This is a genomic window from Deinococcus actinosclerus (assembly GCF_001507665.1).
GTDB lineage: Bacteria > Deinococcota > Deinococci > Deinococcales > Deinococcaceae > Deinococcus > Deinococcus actinosclerus.
Window position 1 is genome coordinate 2,132,366 of sequence record NZ_CP013910.1, and the last position, 14,519, is coordinate 2,146,884.

General features: G+C 70.1%; 18 protein-coding genes and 1 pseudogene. 6 read left to right on the plus strand and 13 right to left on the minus strand.

Going from position 1 to position 14,519, the window contains the following annotated elements:
* Window positions 1-6: 6 nt before the first annotated feature.
* A complete protein-coding gene (locus tag AUC44_RS10305) occupies window positions 7-612 on the minus strand; it encodes a YIP1 family protein (RefSeq protein ID WP_062158551.1) in 606 nt (201 codons plus the stop codon).
* Window positions 613-731: 119 nt separating this feature from the next.
* Here AUC44_RS10305 and era point away from each other — a divergent pair, with 119 nt between their 5' ends.
* Complete coding sequence (gene era / locus AUC44_RS10310; protein WP_062158552.1) at window positions 732-1,652, plus strand: GTPase Era; 921 nt, start codon at window positions 732-734, stop codon at window positions 1,650-1,652.
* 71 nt (window positions 1,653-1,723) lie between these two features.
* Here the strand turns inward: era and AUC44_RS10315 are convergent, their stop codons facing one another.
* A complete protein-coding gene (locus AUC44_RS10315; protein ID WP_062158553.1) occupies window positions 1,724-2,110 on the minus strand; it encodes a Fur family transcriptional regulator in 387 nt (128 codons plus the stop codon).
* Window positions 2,111-2,217: 107 nt separating this feature from the next.
* Between AUC44_RS10315 and AUC44_RS10320 the strand changes: the two genes are divergently transcribed.
* Window positions 2,218-2,688 carry a LytS/YhcK type 5TM receptor domain-containing protein gene (locus tag AUC44_RS10320; protein WP_062158554.1) on the plus strand — a complete coding sequence of 157 codons (471 nt, stop codon included), beginning with the start codon at window positions 2,218-2,220 and terminating at the stop codon, window positions 2,686-2,688.
* A gap of 5 nt (window positions 2,689-2,693) precedes the next feature.
* Window positions 2,694-2,849 (plus strand): annotated as a pseudogene (locus tag AUC44_RS16215) (diguanylate cyclase); the annotation flags it as partial.
* A 287-nt stretch (window positions 2,850-3,136) separates the two neighbouring features.
* Here AUC44_RS16215 and AUC44_RS10325 read toward each other — a convergent pair.
* The 7 genes from AUC44_RS10325 to AUC44_RS10355 form a co-directional block, all read right to left on the minus strand.
* Entirely contained in the window at window positions 3,137-3,370 is a 234-nt protein-coding gene (locus AUC44_RS10325) for a hypothetical protein (RefSeq protein ID WP_062158555.1), read from the minus strand.
* A 78-nt stretch (window positions 3,371-3,448) separates the two neighbouring features.
* Entirely contained in the window at window positions 3,449-4,456 is a 1,008-nt protein-coding gene (gene pfkA, locus AUC44_RS10330) for a 6-phosphofructokinase (RefSeq protein WP_062158556.1), read from the minus strand.
* 105 nt (window positions 4,457-4,561) lie between these two features.
* The gene (gene rsmI, locus AUC44_RS10335) at window positions 4,562-5,452 is read right to left on the minus strand and encodes a 16S rRNA (cytidine(1402)-2'-O)-methyltransferase (RefSeq protein ID WP_082689026.1); all 891 of its coding nucleotides are present in this window, start codon (window positions 5,450-5,452) and stop codon (window positions 4,562-4,564) included.
* The gene (locus AUC44_RS10340; RefSeq protein ID WP_062158557.1) at window positions 5,445-5,678 is read right to left on the minus strand and encodes a hypothetical protein; all 234 of its coding nucleotides are present in this window, start codon (window positions 5,676-5,678) and stop codon (window positions 5,445-5,447) included. Before AUC44_RS10340 ends, rsmI begins: the two co-directional genes overlap by 8 nt.
* Window positions 5,675-6,103 carry a hypothetical protein gene (locus AUC44_RS10345; RefSeq protein WP_062158558.1) on the minus strand — a complete coding sequence of 143 codons (429 nt, stop codon included), beginning with the start codon at window positions 6,101-6,103 and terminating at the stop codon, window positions 5,675-5,677. The genes AUC44_RS10340 and AUC44_RS10345 overlap by 4 nt, the downstream gene beginning before the upstream one ends.
* Before the next feature lie 151 nt (window positions 6,104-6,254).
* The gene (locus AUC44_RS10350; RefSeq protein WP_062158559.1) at window positions 6,255-7,019 is read right to left on the minus strand and encodes a pseudouridine synthase; all 765 of its coding nucleotides are present in this window, start codon (window positions 7,017-7,019) and stop codon (window positions 6,255-6,257) included.
* Window positions 7,016-7,387, minus strand: a complete 372-nt coding sequence (locus tag AUC44_RS10355; protein WP_062158560.1) for a hypothetical protein — start codon at window positions 7,385-7,387, stop codon at window positions 7,016-7,018. Before AUC44_RS10355 ends, AUC44_RS10350 begins: the two co-directional genes overlap by 4 nt.
* 91 nt (window positions 7,388-7,478) lie before the next feature.
* On the opposite strand from AUC44_RS10355, the gene truB reads away from it, so the two are divergent.
* Window positions 7,479-8,405 carry a tRNA pseudouridine(55) synthase TruB gene (gene truB, locus AUC44_RS10360; protein WP_062158561.1) on the plus strand — a complete coding sequence of 309 codons (927 nt, stop codon included), beginning with the start codon at window positions 7,479-7,481 and terminating at the stop codon, window positions 8,403-8,405.
* Between the two features lie 44 nt (window positions 8,406-8,449).
* On the opposite strand, the gene gatA is transcribed toward truB, so the two are convergent.
* From gatA to AUC44_RS10380, 4 genes are all read right to left on the minus strand, one after another.
* Entirely contained in the window at window positions 8,450-9,898 is a 1,449-nt protein-coding gene (gene gatA, locus AUC44_RS10365) for an Asp-tRNA(Asn)/Glu-tRNA(Gln) amidotransferase subunit GatA (RefSeq protein WP_062158562.1), read from the minus strand.
* A 77-nt stretch (window positions 9,899-9,975) separates the two neighbouring features.
* A complete protein-coding gene (locus AUC44_RS10370) occupies window positions 9,976-10,737 on the minus strand; it encodes a DUF4388 domain-containing protein (RefSeq protein ID WP_062158563.1) in 762 nt (253 codons plus the stop codon).
* Window positions 10,738-10,871: 134 nt separating this feature from the next.
* Window positions 10,872-11,405, minus strand: coding sequence for an SMC-Scp complex subunit ScpB (scpB, locus tag AUC44_RS10375; RefSeq protein ID WP_231724415.1), 534 nt, complete (start codon window positions 11,403-11,405; stop codon window positions 10,872-10,874).
* Entirely contained in the window at window positions 11,402-12,031 is a 630-nt protein-coding gene (locus tag AUC44_RS10380; protein WP_231724416.1) for an L-threonylcarbamoyladenylate synthase, read from the minus strand. Before AUC44_RS10380 ends, scpB begins: the two co-directional genes overlap by 4 nt.
* Window positions 12,032-12,112: 81 nt before the next feature.
* Between AUC44_RS10380 and pilC the strand changes: the two genes are divergently transcribed.
* Window positions 12,113-13,333, plus strand: coding sequence for a type IV pilus assembly protein PilC (gene pilC, locus AUC44_RS10385; protein ID WP_062158565.1), 1,221 nt, complete (start codon window positions 12,113-12,115; stop codon window positions 13,331-13,333).
* A gap of 122 nt (window positions 13,334-13,455) precedes the next feature.
* Window positions 13,456-14,409: a DUF1152 domain-containing protein gene (locus AUC44_RS10390; RefSeq protein WP_062158566.1), complete on the plus strand. Its 954-nt coding sequence runs from the start codon at window positions 13,456-13,458 to the stop codon at window positions 14,407-14,409.
* The last annotated feature ends 110 nt before the right edge of the window (window positions 14,410-14,519 follow it).

The following is a 14,519-nucleotide window of genomic DNA, read 5'->3' on the forward strand; positions in this document are numbered from 1 at the left end:
GGCGGCTCAGTTGCCGGAGATGACGCGCCCGGTCAGGAAAAGGCCGCTGATGAGGCCCCCGATCACGCCGGCCACGATCAGCTGGGCGATCCAGGCGAGCACCAGCGTGACGATCGCCTGGGTCTGGTCACGCAGGTTCAGGCTGCTCTGGGCGGCCAGGAACCCGAAGTAGATCATGACCAGGCCGATCACGAACATCACCAGCCAGCCCAGGATGGGGATGATGCCCAGGAGGGTGCTGACGATGCTCAGCGGCACGTAGAACAGCGCGAAGGAGTAGGCGACCTCGGCGTAGGTGCCGGTGCCCTTGAAGAGGGTCCGGCCGATCAGGTAGACCGCGCCGGTGTAGGCCAGGAAGCCCAGGGGAATGCTGATCAGGCGGCTCAGGAGCTGGCCGAAGAAGGTCACGTCGCTGTGCAGCCCGGCGAACAGCGCGGCGATCACGGCGGAGACGACGGCCGCGATCATGACGTATGTCAGGGCGCTGCTCAGGCCGCCGCGGCGCTCGAAACGTTCGAAGGTGGCGGGGCTGGGGCGGCTCAGGACGGCGACGCTCTGGGCGAACATGTCCTGCACGCTGCTCTCGGGCCGGCTGGTCACGGGGCTTTTCATGGCACGGAGTACGGCCGCTGGGCCAGCGAAGTTGCCACATGGCCCGTTCATCCTCCCTTCATGTCCGGACGGGGCGGGGGCACCTTTGTCTGCGCCCCGGCATGTCACAATGCGGCGCGATGACGGAACCTTCCATTACCTCCGGCGAGCAGACCCACTCCGGCTTCGTGGCCATCGTGGGCAAGCCCAACGTCGGCAAAAGCACCCTTCTGAACGCCTTCCTGGGGACCAAGGTGGCCCCCACCAGCCCCCGGCCCCAGACCACCCGCCGGGGCGTGCGCGGTATCCACACCAGCGGCGAACGTCAGATCGTCTTCGTGGATACGCCCGGGCTGCACAAACCCAAAGACGCGCTGGGCAAGTACATGAACCACGAGGTGCACAGCGCCCTGGCCGACGTGGACGCGGTCGTGTGGGTCGTGGACCTGCGCCACCCGCCCACCGACGAGGATCAGCTCGTGGCGCGGCAGGTGCGCGAGCTGCCCAAGCCGCTGTTCCTAGTGGGCAACAAGACCGACGCCGCCAAGTACCCCGACGAGGCCATGAAGCTCTACCGCGCGCTGCTCGAGGGCCGTGACGCCGAGCTGAGCGACACGATGCTCAGCGCGCAGAACAACCCGAACGCCGTGGCGACCCTGCGCGAGCAGCTGCTCGAGATCCTGCCCGAGAGTCCCTTCTTCTTCCCGGTGGGTCCCGCCAGCGACCAGAGCCGCGAGCAGTGGGCGGCCGAGATCATCCGCGAGGAGGCCATGAAGAAGCTGCGCGACGAGCTGCCCTACGCGGTCGCCACCCGCGTGAACCGCTGGACGGAACGCGAGGATGGCCTGCAGCGCATCGAGGGCGAGATCGTTGTGGAGAAGAACGCGCACAAGGGCATGGTGATCGGCTCGGGCGGCAAGCAGCTCAAGGAGATCGGTCAGGCGGCCCGCAAGCAGCTGGAGGTCTTCCTGGACCGCAAGGTGTACCTGGGGCTTGAAGTCATCGTGATTCCCGGCTGGCGCGAGGATGTCGAGGCCCTGCGCGAACTCGGCTACGAGTAAACCCGCCGGCCCCTGGCAGCGCCGCCCTTCACTGGTCGTGGAGGGCGGCGCTCTGCTGCTTCCGGCAGGCGTCAGCTGGCCTGCGCGCACTGCGGGCACTGGCCGTACAGGGTCACCTCGTGCGCTTCCACGATGAACCCGCCGGGGTAGACGGTGCCGCTGGGCAGCGCGACCGGGCAGGTGTGCAGCGTGAACACGCGCTGGCAGCGGGTGCAGGCGAAGTGGTGGTGGTGGCCCTTGCCGCTCGATTCGTAGAGGGTCTCGCCGTCCAGGGTCACGGGATGGATGCGGCCCTGGTCGGTCAGGAGTTTCAGGGTGCGGTACACGGTGGCGACGCCCAGGGCGGGCAGGTCCGTGCGGGCGCGTTCCAGCACGTCCCCGACGCCCAGGGGTCCCTCGGCGTCGTGCAGGACGCGGGTGATCACGTCGCGCTGGCGGGTGCTGCGGGTGGCGGTCATGGACTCAGGATACCACTTGTTGAGACGCCCCGATCAATAAAGAGGCAGCCGCCGCGTATCTACACTGGACGGCACCGGAATGATCGTGCCGCGCGCCGGGGAGCCGAATGCTGCGTGAACTCTTCTTCAACTTCTGCCTGCTGATCAGCGTTCATTCCGTCCTGCGCTTCACCTTCCGCTCCTGGCCCACCTCCCGCAGCGGCCCCGTGCCCATGGCGCGGCTGGCCGCCTTCGCCGCCGCCACCCTGCTGCTCCTGCTGTTCCCGGCGCAGCCCACACCCGGCATCGTGCTCGACGCGCGGGCGGTGCCGGTCGCCTTCGTCACCCTGCAGTTCGGGCCGCTGCCGGGCCTGCTCGTGGCCTTGCCCGCCCTGGCGTACCGCATCTGGCTGGGCGGAGCCGGCGTGTACGCGGCCGTGCCCAGCCTGCTGGCCGTCATCGGCGTGACGGCCCTGCTGCGCCGCCGCATTCCCGCGGTGGGACCGCTGTTCTGGCCGCACTGGCCCAGCCTGATCCTGATGTTCGGCGCGAACGGCCTGCCACTGCTTCTGCCCGGCGGCAGTTCGATCTGGACCTGACCGCCATGGGCCCCGGCGACGCCCTGCTGCTGGTCGATGTCGATCACTTCAATCGGGTCAACGACACCTTCGGTCATCAGGTGGGGGACGAGGTGCTGCAGGAGGTGGCGCAGGTCCTGCAACGCGAGGGGCGCGGCCGTGACCGGGCGTACCGCTACGGTGGGGAGGAATTCGCCGTCATCCTGCGCGACGTGAAGGTGGACGGCCTGCGTCACGCGGCCGTGTATCGGGGGCGTGGCCTGGATGGCCGTCTCGACCACGCAGCTGACCCAGCGCGCCGACGAGGCCCTGTACAGCGCGAAGACCGGCGGGCGGAACCAGACTTGCCTCTGGCAGTCCCCTTCCCCGGCGCGCCGGGCCTGACCCGGCAGGGGCAAAGACCCCCGGGCCTGAACGCGCAGCGCCCACGCCGGAAGAAACTGGCGTGGGCGCTGCGCGTCGGGACGCTTCAGCTGTCGCTGTCGCCCATGTTGGTGCTGGGGGGATCGCTGGCGTCCATGCTCTGGGTCATGGCGACGTCCTGCTTGTCCAGGCCCTCCTTGCGGTACTCGCTGGGGGCCTTGTTCTCGGCGTCCACGGCGGCGTCGATCTCCGCTTCGGGGTTGCTGCGGCCCATGAACTGCAGGTCGACGTTGCTGATCTCGTCCTCGGTCTTGATCTGGTCGCGTTTGTCGTCAGTCATGAGGTCACGCTACCGCCCGGGCGTGGGGCGCGCCTGAACGCGCCCTTCATGTCGGCTGGAGGTTCGCCCGGGCGCCGCTCAGATGCTGAGGGTCTTGGCGCAGCGGTACAGGTCGCGGCTGACGTCCTTGCGTTTCTCCCAGGTGTCGGCCAGGGGCGTGAAGCTGGTGCCGTGGTTCTGGCGGCCCACCATGACGTCACTCCGGCCCTCCATCAGGGCGTACACGGCGGCCTCGCCCAGGCGGCTGGCCAGGATGCGGTCCGAGGACACCGGGCTGCCGCCGCGCTGGATGTGACCCAGGATGCTCACGCGGGTTTCCATGCCGGTCCCGTCCTCGATGGCCTTGGCCACGCCGGTCGCGCCGCCGGGGTAGCCCTCGGCCACGATGATGATGCTGCCCATCTTGCCCTTCTTCACCGAGGCCTTGACGATGTCGAGCACGCCCGCGACCTCCTTGGCGTCCTCGGGGATGAAGACCTCCTCGGCCCCGCCCGCCACGGCGACGTCCAGGGCGATGTGCCCGGCGTGGCGGCCCATGACCTCGATCACGAAGATGCGCTCGTGGCTGGCCCCGGTGTCGCGCAGCTTGTCCACGGCGTCCAGGGCGGTCTCGACGGCCGTGAAGTACCCGATGGTGTGATCCGTGCCGTACAGGTCGTTGTCGATGGTGCCGGGCAGGCCGATCACGGGGATGCCGTGCTCTTCCTGCAGGAAGTGCGCGCCGTGGAAGCTGCCGTCCCCGCCGATGACGATCAGGGCGTCCACGTCGTGGGCGCGCAGGTGCCGCGCGCCGCGGGCGCGGCCTTCCGGGGTGCGCCAGGTGTGGCTGCGCGCCGAGAGCAGGATGGTGCCGCCGCGCTGGAGGGTGTTGGCCACGTCGCGCGGCCCGAGGGTGATGAAGTCGCCGCGGTGCAGCCCGGAGAAACCGCGCCGGACGCCGATGACCTCGATGCCCTGGGAGGTGGCGGTGCGCACGACGGCGCGGATGGCGGCGTTCATGCCGGGAGCGTCGCCGCCGCTGGTCAGGACGGCCACACGCTTGATGCCGGCGGGGTTGGGGTGGGGATCGCAGTGGGGTTCGGTCATGCTGGGCCTCGCTGTCGGGGTAGGGAGTGGAACTGAGCGCACCGTGGAAGCACTTCCAGGCTGCCGCGCCGCCCCGCCGGGTTGGGCGAGGGCCGCGCGCCGGGGTCAGGCGTCCGAGGTCGCCTGGAGTGCCAGTGCATAAGCGTCATTCTTACGCAAACCCTCCCGGATGAGAAGGTCACGTATATCCCGAGTACCCAGGCCCTGCGCCGCCAGCTCCCGGGCACGCGCCGCGTGGTCCACCTCGTCACCCCTCGCCTCGCCCTCGGGGCGGCCCGCGACGACCACCACGAGCTCACCGCGCACGCCCGACTTGAAGTGCGCGGCCAGTTCGGCCAGGGTGCCGCGCACCGTCTCCTCGAAGCGCTTGGTCAGCTCGCGGGTCACGCTCGCGGCGCGCTGTGGCCCGCAGGTGTCCCTCAGATCCTCCAGTGTCGCGTGCAGGCGGTGCGGACTCTCGTACAGCACGCTCGTCTCGGCGCGGGCGGCCACGGCGGTCAGCCGCTCCCTGCGGTCGCGGCCCGAACGGGGCAGGAACCCCTCGAAGGTGAAGCGCCCGGTCGGCAGGGCCGACAGCACCAGCGCCGGCACGAACGCCGTCGCGCCCGGCAACGCCTCCACCGGCACGTCCGCCGCCACGGCCGCCGCGACCAGCTCCGCGCCGGGGTCGCTGATGCCCGGCGTGCCCGCGTCGCTCACGTAGGCCAGCCGCGCGTAGCGCTCGAGCACCTGCGGCGCGCGGCCCATCGTGTGGGCGTCGAGCCGCACGAGCGGTTTCCTGATGCCCAGGTGCGTCAGCAGCGCCCCGGTGCGGCGGGTGTCCTCGCAGGCGACCGCGTCGGCGGCGCGCAGCACCTCCAGCGCCCGCAGCGTGATGTCCCCCAGGTTGCCCACCGGGGTCGGGACCAGCCACACCCGCGCCCCGTCCGGGATGGTCACCGGGGAGACGTCGGGCAGGTCCAGTTCGGGCGTCGCAGCAAACTCCGGCTCAGTCATCGCTGCCGAGTATGCCGCCCCCGGCCCCACCCAGACCGGACGTCGCCAGGCCCGTGTTCGGCTTCAGGCGCACCTTGACCTTGCGGGGCCGCTTGAGGACGTTCGTGATCCGGGCGCGCAGCAGCTCGCCCTCCCCCACGGTGACCGTCACGACCGTTCCCTCGGGGAGGCGGCCCCCGATGATCACCACCACTCCGTTTTCCACCACGCCCTTGTAGGCTTTCATGCGTTCCCCCCCTGCGCGCGGCGCTGACGCCGCTCCGCGCGTGACAGCGCCTCGCGCAGCGCCACGATCTCCGACTCGCGCGCTCCGCCCAGCCGCGCGTACCGGTCGATGACCTCCGCCGCCTCACGCCGGCGATCCAGCCGCAGCAGCAGCGTGCCCAGATGCTCCCCACCCACGAAGTACGCCCGGGGGTTCTGCGGGTCGGCCGCCACCTGCGCCCGCGCCGCTTCCAGCCGCGCTAGGTGCGCGCGGTGCCGGTTGACCTGCCAGCGCACCGTGAACGTCGCCAGGCCGAACGTGACCAGCGCGCCCAGCAGGGATATCACGACCGCCTCCGGCACGCCCACCTGCGCGGCCAGCTGCACCGTCAGCGGGAAGCAGAAGGCCAGGACGACCAGCACGGCCAGGGTCGCGGCGTAGTTCACCTGTGCTCCCGGCGCCGCTCTCCGTTCACGCCACTCATGAGGCACAGTCTAGCGGCATAGCCCCCGCCCGCGCCGCCCACCCGGTCACGAACCCACCGGCCCGCGGCTGCGGCCCCCGGCGTGGACCCCGGTGCGGCCCTGCACGCGGTCGTCATCCCCAGCGCTTCTGGATGCGGTCCCACTGGCGCTCCCAGATGGGCGCGGGTACCTTCTCCGGGTGCAGCAGGTCCTGGAGATCCCGCTCGTCGAGCTGCTGGTACTCGCCGACCTCCATGTTGCCCAGCCACAGGCCGCCCACGCGGTAGCGCAGCAGGCGCGTGACCGGGTGGCCGATCTCCTCCATCATGCGGCGCACCTGCCGGTTGCGGCCCTCACCGAGCGTCACGAACGCCCCACCCCGCGCGGGCGTCGCCAGCAGGGCGCGGGCCGGGCCGTCCTCCAGCTTCAGGGCGCCGCCCGTCAGGGCGTCCAGATCGGCCTGGGTGGGCTCGTGGGGCCCGTCCGTCCAGGCGCGGTACGCCTTCTCGTGGCCGTAGCGCGGGTGGGTCATGGTCAGCGTCAGGTCGCCGTCGGTGGTCAGGAGCAGCAGCCCCTCCGAGTCGCGGTCGAGCCGGCCCACCGGGTGCAGGCCCGGAATGCGGGGCATGGCGTCCAGCACGTTCCGGCGGCCGTACTCGTCGCGGGCGGTGGTGACGTACCCACGCGGTTTGTACAGCATGTACGTGACCTTCGGGACGCTCTCGGTCTCGATGAGCTGCCCGTCGAGGCGGATGTCGTCGGCGTCGGTGACGGTGCGGCCCAGCGTGGCGACCTCGCCGTTCACGGTGATCCGCCCGGCGCTGATGAGCTCCTCGGCGGCGCGGCGCGAGGCGACCCCGGCGCGGGCGAGGCGCTTCTGGAGGCGTTCGGCGCTCACAGCCGACCCCGGCGCGACGGCGCGCCCAGCAGCCCCAGGACGGCGAGCACGGTCAGCACCCCCGCGACGACCAGCAGGACCGTGCGCACGGGCGCGGGCAGGGCGTCCCCGCCACGCAGCGCGGCCGGCACGAGCGCCGCCACGAGCAGCAGGTGCCCGCCGACCAGCCCGCCGATCTTCACGCGGTCCGGCGCAAAACTCGCCGCCACCTGGAAGGCCCCCCACGCGAACACCAGCGCGCCCGCTGCGCGCGCCAGCCACAGCGGCGACACGCCGACCAGGGACGCCACGTCCGGCGGCAGGAAGTAGAGGTACAGGCCCAGCGGGATGAACAGCAGGGCGGTCAGCCAGAACGCGACACGCAACACGAGACCCAGTTTACGCGCCGGACGGATGAGGGACGCGGGGGCCGCCCCGTCCGCGCGACGCCCCCCGCCGCGCTCTGCTAGCCTCGCGCGTATGCCCGTGATCGCCGTGGACAAGCCGCTGAACCTCACCTCGCACGATGTCGTCAACCGCGCGAGGCGGGCGCGCAGCACCAAGCGCGTGGGGCACACCGGCACCCTGGACCCCCTGGCGACCGGGGTGCTGGTGCTGTGCGTGGACGACAGCACGAAGGTCGTGCAGTTCATGGAAGCCGACAGCAAGGATTACCTCGCGTGGATCAGCCTCGGGGCCGGCACGCCGACCCTGGACGCGGAAGGGCCGGTGGACGAGGTGGCAACCGTGCCGGAGCTGGACACCGCGCGCGTGCAGGAGCTCCTGAACACGTTCACCGGGCCGCAGGCGCAGGTGCCGCCGCAGTACAGCGCCATCCAGGTGGGCGGCCAGCGGGCCTACGCGGTGGCCCGCGCCGGGGGTGCGCTGGACCTGCCCGCCCGGCACGTGATGATCCACTCGCTGGACCTGCTGGGCGTGTACCCCAGCGTGGACGCAGCGCCGCGCACCTTCGACCCGCAGAACTGGACCCCGGCGGACACCGGCCACACCTTCACCCTGCCGCCCGCGCTGGGTGAGTTCCCCACCCTGCTCGTGCGGGCCAGCGTGGGCAGCGGCACGTACCTGCGCTCCCTGGCCCGCGACGTCGGTGCGGCGCTGGGCGTGCCCGCGCACCTGGGCGGGCTGGTGCGCACCCGCGTGGGCCGCTACGACCTGCGTGACGCCGTGACCGTGGACGACCTGCCCGGCGCGACCGGCATACCTGATCTGGCCGCGCTGGACTTCCCGGTGATCGAGGCTGACGACCGACTGGCCCGCGAACTGCGCCAGGGTAAACGCCCGGCGCATCCCGCGCAGGGCCGCCACGTCGTCACCCTGAACGGCGACCTCGTGGCGGTCGTGGACGGGGACGGCGAGCAGCTGAAGGTCGTGCGCGCCTGGGCGTGACGGGGTCGTGGTGAGGGTCCCTCACCACGTACCACGCTCCAGGGTCAGTACCCCGGGGCCACCTGCGGCTGCGCGATCCCGATGCCTTCCAGGCCGCCCGCGATCCGCACGAGGCGTTCGTCCTGGAAGGGCGGCGCGATGAACTGGACACCGACCGGGAGGCGCACGCCCTCCGCAGTCTCGAATCCGGCGGGGACGCTCAGGGCGGGCAGGCCCGCGAGGTTGATCGCGACGGTGTCCACGTCGGCGGCGTACATGGCCAGGGGATCGCTGGTCTTCTCGCCGCGCCGGAAGGCGGGGAAGGGACTGGTGGGGGTGACCAGGACGTCGAACTGCGTGAAGGCCTGGGTGAAGCGGTCGGCGATCAGGCGGCGGACCTTCATGGCCTTGCTATAGTAGGCGTCGTAGTAGCCGCTACTCAGGGCGTACGTGCCGATCAGGATGCGGCGCTGCACCTCGGGCCCGAAGCCCTGCTCGCGGGTGAGGGTCATCGCCTCGGTCAGGTCGCTGCCCGCCGCGCGCTGGCCGTACACCATGCCGTCGAAGCGGGCGAGGTTGCTGCTCGCCTCGGGCATGGCGATCAGGTAGTACGCGGCGATGGCGTACTTCAGTTCGGGCAGGCTGACCTCGCTCACGGCGGCCCCCGCGCCGCGCAGGGCGTCCAGCGTGGCGCTCAGGGTGGCGTCCACACCCGCCGTGTTCCCCGCGAGGCTCTCGGTGATCACGCCCACCCGCAGGCCGCGCAGGTCGTCCGGGGTGCCCGCCGCGAACGCCGGGGGCGCGTCCAGGCTGGTGGCGTCCAGCGGGTCGTGCCCGGCGATGACGTTCATGATGAGCGCCAGATCCTCGGCGCTGCGGGCGAACGGTCCGATCTGGTCGAGGCTGCTGGCGTACGCGACCAGCCCCGAGCGGCTCACGCGCCCGTAGGTGGGTTTCAGGCCGTACACGCCGGTGAACGAGGCGGGCTGGCGGACGCTGCCGCCCGTGTCGCTGCCCAGACTGATGTCCACGAGGTTCGCGGCGACCGCCACGGCGCTCCCGCCGCTGCTGCCGCCCGGCACGCGGCCGGTGTCCCAGGGGTTCAGGGTGGGGCCGTGCGCGCTGCTCTCGGTGGAGCTGCCCATCGCGAACTCGTCCATGTTGGCCTTGGCGACGATCACGGCGCCCGCGCGGGTCAGGCGCGCGGCGGCGGTCGCGTCGTAGGGGCTCACGTACCCGCGCAGGATGCGGCTGCCGCAGGTGGTCTCGGTGCCCATCACGTTGATGTTGTCCTTCACGATCACGGGCACGCCCGCCAGCGGCAGGCTCTCCCCGGCGTCCAGGCGCGCCTGCACCGCCTGTGCCTGGGAGCGCGCGTTCGGATTCACGCTGACCACGGCGTTCAGGTCACGGGCCGCCTCGATGCGGGTCAGGGCCTGCGTAGTCAGATCCTGCGGGGAGAGGTCACGCGCCTGAACGCGGCGCGCCTGCTGTGCAGCGGAGGTGAAGGCCATACCGCGCCAGTGTACCGGGCGGCTCGCCGGCCCCGGCGGGGACGCCCAGACGGGCTGACGCCCGAACGGGCCCATGGTCAGACAGGTTTGACGAGCACGCTCTCACCGGCGCGCAGCGCGGTGCGCATGAGCAGCTCCGGCGGGATCATCAGCTGCGTCGTCAGGTTGCTGCCCGCCCGCACCGGCAGCGACACCACCTTGCCCGAGTCACCCCGGATCGCCACGAACTGCGGGTGGCGCACGATGTCCTCCTTCCAGCGGCGCATGATCAGTTCGTCCACCAGCACCACGTCCCGCACCTGCCGCGTGACCGTCACGACCAGCCGCGCCGTCCGTGACCGCCGGGCCACCAGCAGCCCCATGCGCACCAGTTTCAGCAGCATGCGCTTGACCTCGGGATCCGCGACCAGGTCACTCACGGGTTTCTGCGCCTCGATCATCTTCAGGACGTCAAGTTCCTTCAGGCTCCAGCGCATGCGGCTCACCCGTTCCGGCGAGGTGATCCGGCCGGGCCCGTCGAAGGGCAGCTCCCTGACCGGCAGCGCCTCCAGCGCCTCCAGCGTCACCTCGTCGAGCGTGGCGTCCAGCCGCGGGCGGGGATGCGTGACCCCCTCGTCGAACTGGAAGCGGCCCACCGGATCCTGCATCAGCCGCGCCAGCGCGGGCACTCCCAGATCGTCTCCCAGTTGCAGGTGCCGGACCCGGCCGCCCTCCAGCCACGCCTGGAACTGTCCGTCGGGCCGGTGCACCGACAGCACGCCGCTGCGGCCCTGCTCGGAGAGCAGGTACAGCAGTTCCAGAAAATCAAACGTTTCGAGGCTGGCAGTGGATTTCGTCATGTAGGAGGGGGCTGAGGACAATCCTGCTCCGACACGGAAGACCCTCGGAGGCTCATGTTCGCTCATCCGGCCCGCCCGGGCAAGTGCACTCTCCCCAGCGGACGCACCCACGGCCGCCGCGACCGCCCCGGCCCTCAGCTGCGCAGGAGGTGCGCGAACGACCCGGATTCCAGCGGCGGCAGGTCCGCCAGGGTCGTCAACCCGAAGTCCAGCAGGAACCGCTCGGTGGTGCCGTACAGCAGCGGCTGTCCCACCGCGTCAGAGCGGCCCACCACCTTCACGAGTTCCCGTTCCTGCAGGGTCACGACCGTACTGGCACTGCCGCCCCGCATCGCCTCGATCTCCGCCCGCGTGACCGGCTGCCGGTACGCGATCACCGCGAGGACCTCCAGCGCGGCGCTGCTCAGCACCGGCAGCGGCGGCGGCGACAGCAGGGGTGACAGGTACGGGGCGATCACCGGGGGCACCACCAGCCGGTAGCCGCCCGCGACCGCCTCCACCTGAAAGCCGAGCTCCGCCTGCGCCACCCGGTCGGCAAACCCCTCCACCTCACGCCGGACCGCGTCCTCGGGCACCCCCAGCACCTGCGAGAGTTCACGCAGCGTCACCGGGCGCCCCGCCGCGAGCAGCGCCGCGCCCACCAGCGCCGGCAGGCCGGGCCCGCTCACGCCAGACCGTCCAGCGCCGCCAGCACCCGGGCCGCCGGCACCGCGCCCTCGCGCAGCACCCGCCGCGCCGGGACGTCCAGCACCGTACTCGGCAGCCCCTGGGCCGGCACGCCCGCGTCAGGCAGCACCAGATCAGCCAGGTCCAGCGCACGGGCCTGCGCGAAGGTCAGGGCGGCGGCCTCCCCACTGCGGTTACAGCTGGTGGTCGCCAGCACGCCGCCCACCTGCGCGAGCAGCGCCTGCGCGACCGGGTGATCCGGCACCCGCACCCCCACGCGCCCGCCCGGCGCCAGCGCCGCCGGACACGCCGCCGAGGCCGGGATCACCAGCGTCAGTGGCCCCGGCAGGAAGACCGCCAGCGCCTCGAAGGCCCGGTCCGGCTGCACGAACGCCCGCGCGGCCTCCAGATCCAGGAAGGACCCCTGCACCGGCTTGCCCTCATCCCGCCCCTTGCGCCGGAACAGCTGCGCCGCCGCGTCCGGCAGGGCCGCCAGCCCCCACACGGTCTCGCTGGGGTACGCGACCACGCCGCCCGCCCTGAGCACCCGCGCCGCCTCAAGGAGCAGCGCGGCCCAGGGAACGTCCGGCTGCCGACTCGTCAATCTGTTCGTCAAACTGTTCATCATGCCTGTCAGCCGCGTCCTGATCCAGGGTTTGCCCCCGAATCTGTAAGGTCACCGCAAGGCCCACAGTCTATACTGACCGGCATGCCCGTCTTCGAATACCGCGTGCGAGACCGCTCCGGCAAGGTGCTGAAATCCCAGATGGAAGCCGAGACGGCCAACCAGGTCCGCGACACCCTGCGCTCCAAGGGCCTGATGATCGTCGAGATCAAGGCCCCCAAGACCGGCCTGAACGCCGACATCAAGATCCCCTTCCTCGACAACCGCCCGCCCAGCCTGAAACAGGTCGCCATCTTCAGCAAGCAGCTGGCCACCCTGATCAACGCCGGGGTGCCCCTCGTGCAGTCACTGGCGATTCTGCAAAAACAGATCGAGCACAAGGGCTTCCAGGGAGTTGTCAAGGAAATGCGCGGTGAGATTGAGGCCGGGACGCCCCTGAGCGAGGCCATCGCCAAGCATCCCAAGATCTTCAACCGCCTGTACCTGAACCTGGTCCGCGCCGGGGAAACGAGCGGCACGCTGGACTCCGTGCTGGAACGCATCGCCGCTTTCCAGGAAAAGGAACTGGCACTGCGCGGCAAGATCAAGAGCGCCCTGACCTACCCAGTGGTGGTCCTGGTCTTCGCCATCCTCATCACCTACTTCCTGCTCACGACGATCGTGCCGCAGTTCGCCGGGATCCTGGCGCAACTGAACGCCCCGCTGCCATTCATCACGCGCATGCTGATGGCCGTCTCCAACTTCCTTCAGCATCAGATTCTGATCATGATCGCCATTGCCGCTGTCTGTACGTTCGCCTACCGGGCCTACTACAACACACCCAAAGGGCGGACCGTCATTGACGACATCAAGCTCAAGGTGCCGATCCTAGGCAACCTCATTCAGAAGAGTGCGATTTCCTCGTTCGCCCGCACCTTCGGCCTGCTCATCAGCAGCGGGGTCAACATCATCGAGAGTCTAGAAATCACCAAGGGCACGGCCAACAACGCGATTGTCGAGGCGAGTATCGACAATGCCAAGAACGTCGTGATGGTAGGTGAGCAGATGAGCAGCAGCCTCGCGACCAGCAAGGTCTTCCCCCCGATGGTCGTCAGCATGATCAGCATCGGTGAAGAAACCGGCTCCCTAGACGACATGCTCGTCAAGGTCGGCGACTTCTACGACCGTGAAGTGGACGAGGCCGTCGACAGCATGACGGCCGCCATTGAGCCACTGATGATCGTCTTCCTGGGTGGCATCGTCGGCACCATCGTTGCCGGCATGTTCCTGCCCATGTTCAGCATCATCGGCCAGCTCAGTCAGTAGACTCTTTGCCCGAAGGAGGACCGCCCTCAGAAGCACGTGAGGGCGGTCTTCCTTTAGAAGTCTACGGGCTTCAACCAAGAGAGTGCGGTCCACAATGACAGTCCATGCCAGAATGGTGTCCCATGCCTTCCCTCCATCTGCCCTTCTTCCGGGAACTTCAGGACTCGCACCGCGTGCTGATCGCCGGGATGGGTGGTGGATTCGACGTGTTCTGCGGGCTCCCGCTGTACTTCGCACTGAAGGCCGAGGGGAAAGAGGTATTCCTGGCGAACTACTCGTTCACCAGCCTGGGCCTCGGCCCGAACGGCCCGCTGCCGCACGCGGTGGTGCCCGTCACGCCGGATCTGTTCGTGCCGCTCGGCGAGTACTTCCCGGAGTACTGGCTGAGCCGCTGGCTGGTCACGCAAGGTGAACCGGGCACCGTGTACGCCCTGCGGAAGGTGGGCGTGAAGCCCCTGAAAAGCGCATACGAGGCGCTGGTGCAGCATCTGAGCATCGACACGATCATCCTCGTGGACGGCGGGACCGACTCCCTGATGCGTGGCGACGAGTCCGGGCTGGGCACCCCGCACGAGGACGCCACCAGCCTCGTCGCCGTGAACGAACTGCGCGGCCCGAAGAAGCTGCTGGCCTGCCTGGGCTTCGGCGTGGACCACTTCCACGGCGTCTCGCACGCCGATTACCTGGAAGCCACCGCCGAACTCGCCCGGGGCGGCGCGTACCTGGGCGCGTTCAGCCTCACGCCCGACATGCCCCCGGTACAGAAGTACAAGGAAACCTGCGAGGCCGCCTTCCAGATGATGCCCCGCTACACCAGCATCGTGAACAGCAGCGTCGTCAGCGCCATCGACGGGCAGTACGGCGACCACCACGCCACCAGCCGCACGGACGGCAGCAAACTGTGGATCAACCCGCTGATGGGCCTGTACTGGACATACCACCTGCCCGACGTCGCCCGCCGCCTCCAGTACTACCAGCCCATGCTGGACACCATCACGCTGAGCGACGTGGGCCTCGTGATCGAACGACACCGCGAAGAAATCACGATCAGGCCGCGGGTGGACATTCCAGTCTGATGTCTGATCACTGTTCTGGGCCCGGGCCCTGCTGACGCCGCCAGGAACGTGCCTGAGATATGCAGGTGAGCACCTCTCACACGGCGATCTCCGGAGTCTTCTCATAGAGC

What these genes read in the sequence shown, in the direction of transcription:
- AUC44_RS10305 (WP_062158551.1), bottom strand. Translation starts at nt 612, where the DNA reads ATGAAAAGCCCCGTGACCAGCCGGCCCGAGAGCAGCGTGCAGGACATG.
- era (WP_062158552.1), top strand. Translation starts at nt 732, where the DNA reads ATGACGGAACCTTCCATTACCTCCGGCGAGCAGACCCACTCCGGCTTC.
- AUC44_RS10315 (WP_062158553.1), bottom strand. Translation starts at nt 2,110, where the DNA reads ATGACCGCCACCCGCAGCACCCGCCAGCGCGACGTGATCACCCGCGTC.
- AUC44_RS10320 (WP_062158554.1), top strand. Translation starts at nt 2,218, where the DNA reads ATGCTGCGTGAACTCTTCTTCAACTTCTGCCTGCTGATCAGCGTTCAT.
- AUC44_RS10325 (WP_062158555.1), bottom strand. Translation starts at nt 3,370, where the DNA reads ATGACTGACGACAAACGCGACCAGATCAAGACCGAGGACGAGATCAGC.
- pfkA (WP_062158556.1), bottom strand. Translation starts at nt 4,456, where the DNA reads ATGACCGAACCCCACTGCGATCCCCACCCCAACCCCGCCGGCATCAAG.
- rsmI (WP_082689026.1), bottom strand. Translation starts at nt 5,452, where the DNA reads ATGACTGAGCCGGAGTTTGCTGCGACGCCCGAACTGGACCTGCCCGAC.
- AUC44_RS10340 (WP_062158557.1), bottom strand. Translation starts at nt 5,678, where the DNA reads ATGAAAGCCTACAAGGGCGTGGTGGAAAACGGAGTGGTGGTGATCATC.
- truB (WP_062158561.1), top strand. Translation starts at nt 7,479, where the DNA reads ATGCCCGTGATCGCCGTGGACAAGCCGCTGAACCTCACCTCGCACGAT.
- gatA (WP_062158562.1), bottom strand. Translation starts at nt 9,898, where the DNA reads ATGGCCTTCACCTCCGCTGCACAGCAGGCGCGCCGCGTTCAGGCGCGT.
- AUC44_RS10370 (WP_062158563.1), bottom strand. Translation starts at nt 10,737, where the DNA reads ATGACGAAATCCACTGCCAGCCTCGAAACGTTTGATTTTCTGGAACTG.
- AUC44_RS10380 (WP_231724416.1), bottom strand. Translation starts at nt 12,031, where the DNA reads ATGATGAACAGTTTGACGAACAGATTGACGAGTCGGCAGCCGGACGTT.
- pilC (WP_062158565.1), top strand. Translation starts at nt 12,113, where the DNA reads ATGCCCGTCTTCGAATACCGCGTGCGAGACCGCTCCGGCAAGGTGCTG.
- AUC44_RS10390 (WP_062158566.1), top strand. Translation starts at nt 13,456, where the DNA reads ATGCCTTCCCTCCATCTGCCCTTCTTCCGGGAACTTCAGGACTCGCAC.